The organism is Spirillospora sp. NPDC049652, from assembly GCF_040675125.1.
Classification (GTDB): Bacteria; Actinomycetota; Actinomycetes; order Streptosporangiales; family Streptosporangiaceae; genus Spirillospora.
The window spans coordinates 1-12,334 of record NZ_JBFAOF010000128.1 but is presented as its reverse complement, the minus strand read 5'-3'; the positions used below and the strand labels follow the sequence as shown (position 1 = coordinate 12,334).

The following is a 12,334-nucleotide window of genomic DNA, read 5'->3' as shown; positions in this document are numbered from 1 at the left end:
CGGCGGCCAGCAGCAGGCGGATGGGCGCGTCGGTCACGGGCGGGCCTCGGGTCGGGTCGGAGTGGGGTGGACGGCGGGGAGACGGGCGGTCAGGGTGGTGCCGCGGCCGGGCGCTGAGGCGATGGTGAGCGTGCCGCCCAGGGCGTGGGCGCGGGCCCGCATGGCCGCCAGCCCGAACCCGCCGGTCGCGGGGTCCGGAGCGGGCAGGTGGGCCGGGTCGAACCCGCGTCCGTCATCGACGATCTCCAGGACGACGTGGTCGTCCTGGTGGCTGAGGGTGATGTCCACGGCGGTGGCGTCGGCGTGCCGGACGGTGTTGGCCAGCGCGGACTGGGCGATGCGCAGCAGCGCGACCTCGTGGGCGGTGGCCAGCGGGGCGGAGTCGCCGGTGAGGTGGAAGCGCGCGGTGAGCCGGTGCCGGGCCGAGGTGGTGGCGCACAGGCGTTCCAGGGCGCCGGCCAACGTGGTGCCCTCCAGCGCGGGCGGGGTGAGGGCGGCGACGAAGCGGCGGGCCTCGGTGAGGTTGTCGACGGCGGCCTGACGGGCGGCCTGGACGTGGCGGGCGGCCGCGGCGGGCTGGCCGGGGAGCGCGCGTTCGGCGGCGCGCAGCAGCAGCTGGATGCTGGACAGGCCCTGGGCCAGAGTGTCGTGGATCTCGCGGGCCAGCCGTTCGCGTTCGGCCGCGACACCGGCGGTGTGCTGGGCGGCGGCCAGATCGGCCCGGGTGGCGGTGAGTTCTTCGATCAACCGCCGGCGCTGCTCGCTCTCCCGGTACAGCGCCTGGTACCCCCACACCACCGCCACCGCGACGGCCGCGCCGAGCGCGGGACCGATCGCGACGGCCGGGCCGGCCGAGCCGGTGTGGACGGCGAACCCGGTGCCGGCCGCCACGGCGGTGGCGATCACCGCGACCAGGCCGGCGCGGCGCGGCAGCAGGTGGAGCTGGAGGAAGTACAGCGGGAAGGCCACCCAGACCGCCTCGGGGGCCAGGGCCAGCAACACCAGCCACAGGGCGCCCACCGTTGCCAGCCACCCGGCGGCGGCCCACCGGGACCGGCGGACGACGGGCAGCAACGGCCCGGCGGCGTACACCAGCGCGCAGGCCGTCGCCGCGGCCGCGATCGCGGCGGCGTGCGGCCGGCCGTCGGCCACGGACCGGACGACGGCCAGCGCGAGCAGGCCGATGATCAGCAGGTGCAGGCACCAGGCCAGGGCCCGGGTGGTCGGGGTCAGGGTGGGAGCAGCGGTGTTCACAGTGGCTTCCAGGTTACGAGGCGCCACTCCCGGTGACCTCCATCGAAAGTTAGAACCCGCGTGTCGTCTTTCGGCCCGCCGAGTCCGCTCTTGCGCCAGATGCACCCGCCGCAGGCCGGCGGCGAGGCTGGGGGCATACCGCATCCGCCGCCGGAGAGGACAGGTCAGGCCGTGTTCGTCGCCTGGAGAGATCTGAAGTTCGCCAAAGGGCGCTTCGCCCTGATGGGCGCCGTCATCGTGCTGATCACCCTGCTGGTCGGGCTGCTGTCGGGGCTGACGGCCGGGCTGGGGCAGCAGAACATCTCGGCGATCACGGGACTGCCCGCCGACCGGATCGCCTTCCAGGCCCCCGGGGGCGGCCAGGACCTGTCGTATGCCAACTCCACCGTCACGCAGGCGCAGTGGAAGACGTGGTCCGAGGCCCCGGGTGTGGAGAGCGCCGAGCCGCTGGGGATCACCACGACCAAGGCCACCGCGGGCGGCAACAGCACCGGCGTCTCGGTGTTCGGCGTCGAGCCCGGCTCGCCCCTGGCCCCCGGCAGCGACAAGATCACCGGAGGTGCGGTGGTGCTGTCGGCCGCGGCCGCCGACGACCTCGGCGTCAAGGCCGACGGCTCCCTCACCGTGGCGGGCCGGCGGGTGACGGTGGCCGCCGTGGCGGGCGACGCCTTCTTCAGCCACACCCCCGTGATCTGGACCAGCCTGGACACCTGGCGCAAGACCGCGCCCCCCACCGGCGAAGGCGACGGTCCGACCGCGACCGTCATCGCCCTGAGCACCACCTCCAAGGCCGACACGGCCGCCGTCGACCGCCAGGCCGGCACCCGGACGGTCTCCGTCGACGACTCCCTGTCGGCGATCGGCTCCTACACCTCCGAGAACGGCTCCCTGCAGTTGATGCGCGGTTTCCTGTTCGCGATCTCCGCGCTGGTCATCGGGGCCTTCTTCACCGTGTGGACCATCCAGCGCAGCGGCGACGTCGCCGTCCTCAAAGCCCTGGGCGCCTCCACCGCCAACCTGCTCAAGGACGCCCTGGGCCAGGCCCTGATCCTGCTGACCGGCGGCACCCTCATCGGAACCGGCCTGGCCGCCGCCCTGGGCGCCCTGGTGGCCGGCTCGGCCGTGCCGTTCCTGCTCACCCCCGCCACCGTCCTGTTCCCGGCCGCGGTGATCATCGCTCTCGGGGCCCTGGGCGCCGCCCTGTCCATCCGCCGCATCACCTCCGTCGACCCGCTGACCGCCCTGGGGAGCGTCCGATGAGCCTGAGCCTGACCGACATCACCCTCACCTACCCCGACGGCGCCACCCGGCTGACCGCCCTGGACCAGGTCAGCCTCCAGGTCCCCAAGGGCAGCCTGACCGCCGTGGTCGGTCCCTCGGGTTCGGGCAAGTCGAGCCTGCTGGCCGTCGCGGCCACCCTCATCGCCCCCGACACCGGCACCGTCACCATCGACGGCGTCACCACCACCGGCCTGACCCGCGGTGAGCTCACCGAACTGCGCCGCCACAGAATCGGCATCGTCTTCCAGCAGCCCAACCTGCTGCCCTCCCTCACCGCCGCCGAACAACTCCAGGTCATGGCCCAGATCGACGGCCGCAAGCCACGCACCGCCCGAGGCCGGGCGCGGGAACTGCTCGACGCGGTCGGCCTGACCGACCAGGCCGACCGCCGCCCCCACCAGATGTCGGGCGGCCAACGCCAACGCGTCAACATCGCCCGCGCCCTGATGAACGACCCCACCGTCCTGCTGGTCGACGAACCCACCAGCGCCCTGGACCACGAACGCGGCGCCGCCGTCATCGACCTGATCACCCGCCTCACCCACCAGCAGGCCACCGCCACCGTCCTGGTCACCCACGACCGCACCCACCTCACCGCCGTCGACCAGATCGCCGAAGTCCACGACGGCCGCCTACGCCCACCAGACGGCGTCGCCTAGAGCGTCTGGCGGAGCGCGGGCCCCAGCGCTTCGTCCTCGGCGGTGTGGTGGATGTGCAGCGAGGTGGTGAACACGTCCAGCCGGGCAGGGCGCGACACCTTGCGATGGCCCGGGCGGGGATGCCGCATCCTTGTGCGGGGGGGTTCAGGCAGGTGCGACGACCTTTGCCCCGCAGGCGAGGCACATCAGGGTGTTCTCCACTACGCGCTGGCCCGGCTTGAACCGCTGACCCAACTCGACGGTGTTCTCGTCGCACTCGGGACACGACCAAGGGCCGGACTCGCCCTGCTCCGCCAAACCGATGATGCGATTCCACTCTTCGTCACTCATCCCGGGATCTTATGGCTCTCCGGAGCACCGGCTGAAGCTGAGAGGCGGTGTCGGTAGGCTCGCCGGAAATCTCCCGCAGAAGGACGGCTGCCTCACCGTGGACCTGGGCATCATCGGGCAGGCGGCCGGGCTGTTCGCCGTCACCAACATCGACGACATCCTGGTCCTGGCCCTGTTCTTCGCCCAGGGCGCCGGTCACCGGAGGGCCACGCGCAGCATCGCGGTCGGCCAGTACCTGGGATTCGCGGCCATCCTGGTCGTCGCCGTGGCGGCCGCGTTCGGCGCCACCTTCCTGCCTGAGGACGCCATCCCCTACCTGGGCCTGCTGCCGCTCGCGCTCGGTATCAAGGCAGCGGTGCAGGCGTGGCGGCACCGCAACGACACCGACCAGGAACGGCAGGGCACCGGGAGCGGCCCCAGGGCCTTGGAGGTGGCCGTGGTCACCTTCGCCAACGGCGGCGACAACATCGGCGTCTACGTCCCGGTCTTCGCCACCGCGGGGACCGGCGGCATGAGCGTCTATGCGGTGGTGTTCCTGATCCTGGTCGCGGTATGGGTCGCGGCCGGCCGGTACTTCGCCACCCGTCCCGCCATCGCCAAGGCCCTGAGCCGGTGGGGACACATCCTGATGCCCGTCGTGCTGACCGGCATCGGGACGCTCATCCTCATCGAGGGCGGCGCCTTCGGCCTGTGACCGTCCGCCGCGTTGCCAGAGCCCGTCCAAAGCCTGCGCGGCGGCCCTGGGCGAACTGGACCCTCGTCACCGGGTCTGGTGGAATGCTTCGATTGCGCGTTCTATCCCTTGCGGCCGGGTGGAGGCATGAGTGCGGGGTGGTCTGGAGCTGGCCGGCCGGTACCGGCTGGAGGCGCCGCTCGGCCGGGGCGGCATGGGAGAGGTGTGGCGGGGTGTCGATCTGCGGTTGCGGCGTCCGGTCGCCGTCAAGATCCTGCCGCTGACGATGGCGGCGGACCCGGTCGCGGTGGCGAGGTTCCGCCGCGAGGCCGAGATCGCCGCGACGCTGAACCACCCGGGCATCACCACGGTGTTCGACATCGACGAGCATCAGTACGGCGACGAACGCCTCCTCTTCCTGGTGATGGAGTTGATGCAGGGCCGGGACCTGCAACGCACGCTGGGTGACCACCCGGACGGGATGCCGATCGCGGGAGTGGTGGACCTCGCCGCCCAGGTCCTCGACGCGATGTCCGCCGCGCACGGACGCGGCATCGTGCATCGGGACCTCAAGCCCGCCAACCTGTTCCTGCTGACGGGCGGGCGGGTGAAGGTCTGCGACTTCGGGATCGCCCGGCTCGTCGCCGCCACGAAGATCACCGCGACCGGCGGGTCCGCCGGCACCCCGGTGTACATGGCCCCCGAGCAGATCCAGGGGCGGGCCGTCGACCAGCGGACGGACCTGTACGCCTTCGGCTGCGTCCTGTACGAGATGCTCACCGGCGCCCCCTGGGTGGACACCGGCGCCAACTTGGCCGCGATCCTCTACCAGCATCTGGAGCAGATCCCCGCTCCACCGCGATCCCTGCGCCCGGACGTCCCGCCTCACCTCGATGCGCTGGTGCTCGAACTGCTCGCCAAACGACCCGACGACCGTCCGCACGACGCGACGGCGGTCATCGCGCGTCTCCATGGGACCCCCGCGCGAACTCCGCAGGCACCAAGCCCGGAAACGGTTCAGGCCCCACCGCCGCCGCCCCCGGAAACGATGCCGGCCACTGTGCCGCCAGGCTCGCCATCGCCGCTCGCCTCTCCGCTGCCCGCCGTCCGTACGGTCGCTGTGATCCTGACCGTCCTCGCGGTATGCGGCTTGGGCCTCTACGCCCTCACCAAATACGGGTCCGGCACCAAGGAGAACAACTCCGGCAGCGATGTCACCCCTTCCGGGCAGACCCTCAAACTCCGGGACCTGGCGTTCGTCCTTCACCAGACCGGTTCCACCGGCCCCGTGGACCGTATAGCCCTGGCGGTCAACGCCATCGAGAAGCTTCCCGTCACCGACTTCGAGCCAAAGGACAGGTCGAAGTTCCGGGCGTCGTACTGCATTCGCTTCTCGGTGACGAACAGGGGCGATCGCACGATGTCCATCGGCGACATCACTGATGTCACCAGCCATATCTCAGGCGTGCTCCCCAGCGGAGCCACCGCCGAGAATTGGGCGAGCATCTCCCTTGCCGGTTATCCCAACGCGTGTCCGCGGCCCAGCGGCTCGCTGGCGCCGCACAGCGCCCAGGCCGAGAACGAGCTGGTCTTCTCCGACTCGACGGTCGTCGCGGCCCGGTGGCGAACGTTCGGAGGCACGGGGGGCCTACCGAACGAATACACGATCTCCTGGAAGTGAACGAACTGTAGGCGGGTTCCGCGCGAGACGATCACAGGTGCAGGTCTTGGAGGGGTACCTCGATGCGCTGGTCGTGTTTGTCGATGAGCCAGCGGTCGATATCCAGGAGCCACCAGTTCCGGACCTGAACCAGGTAAAACCTTCGCGGGCCCGTGCCGTGGAAATCTGACTGCGGCAGAAGCCATTCGCGCCGGGTGTCCTCGTCGGGGAAGTTGAGTTCGTAGTACGTGCGGTGGATCTCCGCCAACTGGTCGGGACTCACGGCGTGGCAGGACCCGGTGAGCTGCGCGCCGTCCAGGCCGAATCCGGGAAGGCCGGTCATGTAGATCGAGCCGGACACGACGGGGTTGCTCTCCACGTTGAGGGAGTGGCGGGCGGTGTGCAGGGAGTAGTAGAGGAGCCTCAGGGGTCGGTCCAGGGCGACGAAGTTGACCGTCGAGGCCCAGGGTTCGGTGCCGTCGCTGGTGGCCAGGGTCATGAAGCGGGCGTTGGCCAGCAGGTAATGGCTGCGTTCGGCGAGGTCCTTGCTCTCGGCCATGCTCACTGCCCGGGGGCACGGTCGAAGCCGAGGGCGACCGGGGGGTCGCTGTGCAGGGCGGCGTCGAGGATCTGCCACCAGGTTCCCTGTTCCGTGCGGCGTTCCTCCCACGCGGGGTCGTGGCTTCGCTCGGCCACCTGGCGGCGGTAGCGGCCCCAGGCGGCTTCGTCGGCGAAGGTGATGGTGTGCTCAAGCGTGTGGACGTCCGTTCCGACGGTGCGCACCGTCCACTTTGTGGCAAGGACGGTGTCGAGGCCCTCGTAGAACCACTTCTCACGTTGTTGTGCCCAGTGCCAGAAGGCGCGCGGGTCCGCCTCGGCGGCGGGGGTGAGCTTGAGGCGGTAGACGAGGTAGAGCACAGAAGTCCTCCTGTTCAGCAGGCGGAAGGCGGTTGAGCGGACCAGTCGTCCCACTCGCGGCCGACGGCGTGGGGTCGGCCGGCCAGCCGGTCCTGCCACTGCCGGGCCACTTCGTGGTTGAAGGCGGCGGCGCGCCGGGGGCTGCACACCTCGTGGCGCGGGGCGATGACGACGGCGGCGAGCGGGGAGAACACCGCGCCCCGGCGGACCTTGACGTCCCAGGCCGACACCGCCAGCCGGTAGCGGTGCAGGTCGTGGACGGCGGCAAAGTCCAGAGGGGTGCGGTAGGTCAGGACGAAGTACTCGCAGGCAGGCTCGGCGTTGCGGTAGTCGAAGCCGTAGTAGCGCGCGTAGAGGCGGTCGTGGTGGGTGTAGCAGACGGTGACGGCCACCGGCCGCCCGTCGCGGACTCCGAAGAAGCCGACGGCCTGGTCGATGACACCGGAGCGGCGTTGGGCCGCGAAGGAGCGGCGCATCCAGCCGGGGTCCGCGGTACCGCCGTGGCGGGCCCGGTTCTGGGTGATCAGGTCCGCGGCCAGCCGGGACGTTTCCCCGGTCAGCGCCAGCCGTTCGACACGCGTGCCGGCCCGCTCGAAAGCGCGCAGCTCCGCGCGGCGCCGGGTACGGTCCCGCTGCGGCATCCGTGCGAGATGCTCGGTGAACCCGCCCGCGGGCAGGTCCATGCTGGCGTCCGCGTCGTGCAGCAGGACCATGGCCCGGGGATGGGCCCGGGCCAGATCTCTCGCGTCCGCCGCCGCCAGGTAGGGCATGATCAGGCCGGCCGCGCCCCTGGATCCGGCCACCGCCTGCGCGCCGTGGAGGAGCGCGGCGAGCGCGCGTTCGCGTAGCGGGCCGCGAACACACAGCAGTTCGTTGTAGACCGAGCGCCTGGCGCCCAGCCACAGGCAGTCGTCGGGCCAGGCGCCGGCCAGGCCCGGGAACAGGTCCGACGGGCAGAACAGGCCCGGTGCGCCGGCTTCGCCGGGCCACGTGGGCATGGCTCCCAGCAGTACGCCGTCCCCGGTTGTCGCGGTGACGACGGCATCGCCGCCGTGGACGAGTTCGAGGGCGCGCAGCCAGCGGTGGCTGTTGTAGAAGTTGTCGGGCCCCACGAGTGCGTCCCAGTCCTCGCGCGCGATGGCGCCGACACCGGCGGTGGTGTGCACGCTGAGGCGCCCGGGCAGTGAACGCCGTCGGCGAGGAAGGCCGGCCGGGACGGGCGTCGAGTCGCGCCGACGTCCGCCGGTGGGACTGCTGAGGGTGTTGTGGGACTCACGATTCATCTAGACGGCACCGGTCGCTTTTCGGCAGTCGATGATCACGGTGTGGGGGTGGGTGAGGTAGTCGTTCCAGTAGGCGGCGCCGCGTTCGGCGATGCCCTCCTCGCTCACCGCGAGGTCACAGAACCGCGGGGAGGTGAACCCGGCCTCCCGCAGGGCGTCCTCCAGGGCGGCCCTGCTCCAGTAGCGGGCGGTGATGTCGTGGTCGCGGCCGTTGAACCGCAGGTTCAAGGAGACCCGCGAGCCGTCGGCCAGCGGCTCGGCGGCGGTCAGCCGGAAGCCGTAGGGCGCGTACGAGACGGCACCGGACCGGAAGCAGGGGTGGACGGGCAGCGTCACGAAGCGTCCGCCCGGACGCAGCGCCCGCGCGGCGGTGGCGCACAGTCGGCCGAGTTCGGCGCGGGTCGTCGCGTACGGCAGAACGTACACCCCCAGCACCAGGTCGAAGGCGCCCGCGAGGCGGAGGGGGAGGTCGCCGAGGAAGTAGTCGACGCCCAGGGGGCGAGCGGCCTCCAGGGCGCGGGCGTGAGCGATCATGCCCTCGGAGACGTCCATGCCGGTCACGCGGGCGGCTCCGCGCTGCCTGACGAGCCGGGTGTAGGCGCCCGATCCGCAGCCGAGGTCGAGCACCGTCGCGCCGCGGACGTCGCCGAGGACGCCGAGCACGCTGGGGGTCTCCAGGTAGACGCGGAAAGGGGTGGTGGTGAAGTCGTCGTAGGTGTCCGGGAGCGTGTCGAACTGGCTGGTCATCCGAAATCCTTCCCGTGGCGAGAACGAGGGGAAGATGAATTCCGGCCCATGGGGACAGCCGCTTCACGCTGCCGGAATCAGCGGGAGTTCGCCGACTCCGGCAGTGCTTTCACTCGTGGTGGCGTTCGGGCGGTCAGGCGCCGGCGTTGATCGGGCCGATGAGCCAGTTGCCCGGAGCGTCCAGGTCGTCGCTCAGGTAGAACTCGGTGATCGCCGTCCGGAACTCCTCGTGGCTGATCGACCCGCTGCCGTCCCGGTCGAGTCGCCGGAAGGCGTCCTTGGAGTGCTTCGGCGGGACGCCGAGCTCGTCGTACATGCGGACGTACTCGTCGTGGCTCAGCCTGCCGTCGCCGCTGGTGTCGAGCGCCCGCATCAGGGCGTCGGCGATGGCCAGCACCGCGTCCCCGAAGTGCTCCGGACTGGTGACATTCGCCTGCATGACGTCCAGGAACTCCTGGCGGGTGACCCGGCCGTCGCCGTCGGTGTCGGCGTGGGCCAGCAGCACCTGCCACCACTTCTCGAACGCGTCGCGCATCGCGGCGGCGTTCGCGTGGTCGTCGCTCTCGTCCAGGGCGGCGAAAAGGTCGCCCATCGCCCGGAAGTCGTCGTGGGTGAGGAGACCGTCACCTCCCTGGTCGAACCAGTTGAACAGCATGTCGAACTTCTGGTGCTTCACGGGGGTCGACACGTTTTCTTCCCTCTCCGTGGTGACTGGAGCCTGCCCGCTCCACTCGGCTTGACAAAACGCTAGCATGGAAATCAGTGCCGAATGGATGGATAATTCGCCGCAGTTCATGAAAGGTGGCGATATTGGCACCGCAGCGGATTTCCTTTCCTTCCGCCACACCTTGGAGACTCGGAGGGAAGGTGACCGATGCGGCGCCGTGCGGAACCCATGGGGAAATGGACGGCGGTCGCCGGCCTTGGCGGCGCGGCTGGTGGGCGTAGGGTGGGCGCGCACCGCATGTGATCACGGTCGCGCTTCTCCCCCGCAGGCGCCGCGGCCTGGCCGACTCGACGGAGAGCCATGAGCGACGGCGACACGAACTACTGCCAGGCGGTGTTCCCATCGCCCGAGTTGGACGACGCGACCCCCTGTGCCATGTGCGACGGCCTCGGCATCACCCACGAACGGGTGTCCACCAACTGGAGTCCGGACCCGCTCTCAGGACGGTCCCGGCTGCTGCTCGCTCCGGTGTTCTGTCCCGCGTGCGGCGGATGCGGCCGAAGCGGGCACGACGGGTGCGAGCCGGACGCGCATGGATACCCCTCGGGCGCGCTCGATGAGCTCACCGACGGGCCGCCCCCCGGAGCCGCGGAGGCCGAGGAGGCCTCCCGGCACCTGCTCCCCCGCCGCGGCCTGCGGTGCCCCGCGTGTGGAGACCGCGGCTGGACGCCCGTCCAGGCGTACCGCGACGACCCCGGCGCCGCCAGGATCTTCGCGCGCATGCCGTGCGGCTGCGCCAGGGACCTCATCGAGCCCGTGCCCGCCGAGGACGTCGAGTGACCCTGCCGGGCGGCCGCCCGCACAGCTCCGCCCGGCGCCCCCGCCGCCACCGGGGGCGGGGGCACCGCGTTCGGTCAGGGCCGTCCTGACGTCAGAAGATGTTGATCGTCCGGTAGCGCTGCCAGGAGAAGTGCGGGTAGTAGTCCCGCTTCCCGCCCGGACGGATCGCGTAGGAGCGGCTGTGCGGCGGGGTGCTCCAGACGACCTGGACCTCGACGGTGCGTCCGCAGCTCACGTTCGTCGCCTGCACCCCGTTGTTGACGCCGAGGGGCCTGACGTGGACGCATCCGTTGGGGCCCGCCGACTCGACGGCCGGGGCCCCCGGGCCGCCGGGCGCGGCGACCGACGCCTGGGCGGCGCCGGTGAACAGGAGCGAGCCGCTCATCGCGGTGGCGCCGGCGATGGCGGTCGCCGTCCTGCGCAGTGTGTTCCGCATGTCGTTCTCCTTCGTGGATCCGATGACCGGCGGGTCCGCGACGGGGTGGCGGCGGTTCACGGCCCGCCCGTCCAGCGTGCTGAGGACCCGCGAGACCACGACAGCAGGGCGAGGACGACCGGTGCCAGAGGAAGCGGTGTCACCACGTGTCCGGTCATGTCCGCGGACACTCCGGGACACTGTGACCTGCGGAAACGTCATCCGGAGTGAGCCGCGCCCGAGGGGGCGGTGGCTGGTGCGGGACAGGGCCGGTCAGCGGCTTTCGGCGATGACGTCCTGGAGGTACTGCACGGCGAGCCTCTCGGCCAGGTGGCGTCGTTCGACGGACGATCCCTCGGACCACCGGCGGTAGAGATCGACGGTGGCGAGGATCGCCCGTCCCGCTTCGGCGCGGTCGTGGCCGCACAGCGTCGCCTGGAGGGCGCGGGCCTCGTCGGGCGCGACGGTCTCCAGGTGGCGCACGCCGCGAGGGGGCGCGCCCACCCGGCGGGCGGCGAGGGGGCCGAGGACGGTTTCGCGCAGGTAGGCGAGGAAACCGATGGTCTCGAACAGTTCGCCGCGGCCGAGCTTCGTCGCGCCGTAGTGCACCCAGATCCAGAACCGGTCCTCGATCCACTGGAGATCGAACGCCGGGGCGGCCGGAGGACGCTGGGCGAGGTGGCCGGCCAGCAGGCCGTCCCGGTCCCACAGGATCTCCGGATCCGCGGTCCGCTCGGCGAAGTCGGAGACCCGGACGAACTTGAAGTCGACGTGCAGGAGGGGCGGGCCGACGAGCGTGATGATGAGGCGCGGCTCGCCGACGTGCTCCCCGGTGAACCCGGCCACCAGGGACGTCCAGGAACCGATCAGTGCGAGCCGTTCGCGCATGACCGCGTCGTACGCCTCGTCCTCGACGACCACGATCAGGTCGACGTCCGAGTAGCCGTCGGGCCGGCCTCCGGCGAGCGACCCGGTGATCGCCACACCGGCCACGCGCGCGTCCTGCCGGATCCGGGGAAGCGCTTCGCTGAGGAACCGGCTGTGCAGGGAGGGGACGACGTCCATCGGCTTTCCTTCCGTTCGGAGCAAAGCTGATCAACGTAACACTCGTCGGGCCGGCTCCCGCAAGCAATTTGCTCACGCCGGTCCGTGCGCCTGTCACTGGCCGGACATGCGCACGGCCCGCGCGCCCCGGACCCGGAGTCGGGTCGTGCGGGCGGTCGCGGGCGTGGGAGTGCGCCGACCGGTTACTGGGTCTCCTGGATCTTGGTGGCGTTGCCGCCGTCGAAGTGGACGACGACGTTGTGCGGGGCCTTCTGGACCCACTCGTCGAGGCCGTCGAGGCCGCAGCGCATGTTCGGGCCGGAGCTGGTGCCGTCGGGGCAGGTGCCGCTGGCGACGACCAGGACGGTGTCCTCGGTGGTGAAGAAGGCGGTGTCGCCGACGGTGTACTTGCCGGAGGCGAGGTAGCGCAGCGGGCCGGACTTCACCTTGACCGGGCAGGCGCCCTTGCGGATGGGCGACACGTTCGGGTCGCAGGGGCGGGACGAGGGAGCCTGGCCCGAGCCGCCCGAGCCGCCCGAGCCGCCCGAGCCGCCGGAGCCGGT

14 protein-coding genes and 1 pseudogene are annotated in these 12,334 nt (G+C 71.4%); 5 read left to right on the top strand and 10 right to left on the bottom strand.

The features are described 5' to 3' along the window. Positions 1–33 precede the first annotated feature (33 nt). Complete coding sequence (locus AB0J52_RS11810) at positions 34–1,254, bottom strand: sensor histidine kinase (protein WP_500181557.1); 1,221 nt, start codon at positions 1,252–1,254, stop codon at positions 34–36. A 171-nt stretch (positions 1,255–1,425) separates the two neighbouring features. On the opposite strand from AB0J52_RS11810, the gene AB0J52_RS11805 reads away from it, so the two are divergent. Then, positions 1,426–2,514, top strand: a complete 1,089-nt coding sequence (locus tag AB0J52_RS11805) for an ABC transporter permease (RefSeq protein WP_500181556.1) — start codon at positions 1,426–1,428, stop codon at positions 2,512–2,514. After that, entirely contained in the window at positions 2,511–3,194 is a 684-nt protein-coding gene (locus AB0J52_RS11800; RefSeq protein ID WP_500181555.1) for an ABC transporter ATP-binding protein, read from the top strand. The genes AB0J52_RS11805 and AB0J52_RS11800 overlap by 4 nt, the downstream gene beginning before the upstream one ends. 144 nt (positions 3,195–3,338) lie before the next feature. Here AB0J52_RS11800 and AB0J52_RS11795 read toward each other — a convergent pair whose 3' ends face one another. Next, positions 3,339–3,524 (bottom strand): hypothetical protein, encoded by a 186-nt coding sequence (locus AB0J52_RS11795; protein WP_500181554.1) that lies wholly within the window; start codon positions 3,522–3,524, stop codon positions 3,339–3,341. Positions 3,525–3,621: 97 nt separating this feature from the next. Between AB0J52_RS11795 and AB0J52_RS11790 the strand changes: the two genes are divergently transcribed. Then, positions 3,622–4,218: a cadmium resistance transporter gene (locus tag AB0J52_RS11790; protein WP_500181553.1), complete on the top strand. Its 597-nt coding sequence runs from the start codon at positions 3,622–3,624 to the stop codon at positions 4,216–4,218. Between the two features lie 130 nt (positions 4,219–4,348). Then, positions 4,349–5,878 carry a serine/threonine-protein kinase gene (locus tag AB0J52_RS11785; RefSeq protein WP_500181552.1) on the top strand — a complete coding sequence of 510 codons (1,530 nt, stop codon included), beginning with the start codon at positions 4,349–4,351 and terminating at the stop codon, positions 5,876–5,878. Between the two features lie 31 nt (positions 5,879–5,909). Here AB0J52_RS11785 and AB0J52_RS11780 read toward each other — a convergent pair whose 3' ends face one another. The 5 genes from AB0J52_RS11780 to AB0J52_RS11760 form a co-directional block, all read right to left on the bottom strand. After that, positions 5,910–6,416 carry a hypothetical protein gene (locus tag AB0J52_RS11780; protein WP_500181551.1) on the bottom strand — a complete coding sequence of 169 codons (507 nt, stop codon included), beginning with the start codon at positions 6,414–6,416 and terminating at the stop codon, positions 5,910–5,912. Positions 6,417–6,418: 2 nt separating this feature from the next. Further along, positions 6,419–6,775, bottom strand: a complete 357-nt coding sequence (locus tag AB0J52_RS11775; protein ID WP_500181550.1) for a hypothetical protein — start codon at positions 6,773–6,775, stop codon at positions 6,419–6,421. Positions 6,776–6,789: 14 nt separating this feature from the next. Next, on the bottom strand, positions 6,790–7,941 hold the full coding sequence (locus AB0J52_RS11770; protein WP_500181549.1) for a peptidogalycan biosysnthesis protein: 1,152 nt from the start codon (positions 7,939–7,941) through the stop codon (positions 6,790–6,792). Between the two features lie 117 nt (positions 7,942–8,058). Then, entirely contained in the window at positions 8,059–8,805 is a 747-nt protein-coding gene (locus AB0J52_RS11765; RefSeq protein ID WP_500181548.1) for a class I SAM-dependent methyltransferase, read from the bottom strand. Positions 8,806–8,938: 133 nt separating this feature from the next. Beyond that, positions 8,939–9,493, bottom strand: a complete 555-nt coding sequence (locus AB0J52_RS11760; RefSeq protein ID WP_500181547.1) for an EF-hand domain-containing protein — start codon at positions 9,491–9,493, stop codon at positions 8,939–8,941. Positions 9,494–9,832: 339 nt separating this feature from the next. Here AB0J52_RS11760 and AB0J52_RS11755 point away from each other — a divergent pair, with 339 nt between their 5' ends. Beyond that, the gene (locus AB0J52_RS11755; protein ID WP_500181546.1) at positions 9,833–10,312 is read left to right on the top strand and encodes a hypothetical protein; all 480 of its coding nucleotides are present in this window, start codon (positions 9,833–9,835) and stop codon (positions 10,310–10,312) included. A 91-nt stretch (positions 10,313–10,403) separates the two neighbouring features. Here AB0J52_RS11755 and AB0J52_RS11750 read toward each other — a convergent pair whose 3' ends face one another. The 3 genes and pseudogenes from AB0J52_RS11750 to AB0J52_RS11740 all read right to left on the bottom strand — a co-directional run. Further along, entirely contained in the window at positions 10,404–10,748 is a 345-nt protein-coding gene (locus AB0J52_RS11750; RefSeq protein ID WP_500181545.1) for a hypothetical protein, read from the bottom strand. Between the two features lie 252 nt (positions 10,749–11,000). Beyond that, positions 11,001–11,792, bottom strand: coding sequence for a nucleotidyltransferase domain-containing protein (locus tag AB0J52_RS11745; RefSeq protein WP_500181544.1), 792 nt, complete (start codon positions 11,790–11,792; stop codon positions 11,001–11,003). A 182-nt stretch (positions 11,793–11,974) separates the two neighbouring features. Next, positions 11,975–12,334: pseudogene (locus AB0J52_RS11740) on the bottom strand (hypothetical protein); the annotation flags it as partial.

Excerpts from the sequence above, each read along its gene's own strand:
- AB0J52_RS11800 (WP_500181555.1), top strand. The coding sequence starts at position 2,511 with ATGAGCCTGAGCCTGACCGACATCACCCTCACCTACCCCGACGGCGCC.
- AB0J52_RS11795 (WP_500181554.1), bottom strand. The coding sequence starts at position 3,524 with ATGAGTGACGAAGAGTGGAATCGCATCATCGGTTTGGCGGAGCAGGGC.
- AB0J52_RS11780 (WP_500181551.1), bottom strand. The coding sequence starts at position 6,416 with ATGGCCGAGAGCAAGGACCTCGCCGAACGCAGCCATTACCTGCTGGCC.
- AB0J52_RS11765 (WP_500181548.1), bottom strand. The coding sequence starts at position 8,805 with ATGACCAGCCAGTTCGACACGCTCCCGGACACCTACGACGACTTCACC.
- AB0J52_RS11755 (WP_500181546.1), top strand. The coding sequence starts at position 9,833 with ATGAGCGACGGCGACACGAACTACTGCCAGGCGGTGTTCCCATCGCCC.
- AB0J52_RS11750 (WP_500181545.1), bottom strand. The coding sequence starts at position 10,748 with ATGCGGAACACACTGCGCAGGACGGCGACCGCCATCGCCGGCGCCACC.
- AB0J52_RS11745 (WP_500181544.1), bottom strand. The coding sequence starts at position 11,792 with ATGGACGTCGTCCCCTCCCTGCACAGCCGGTTCCTCAGCGAAGCGCTT.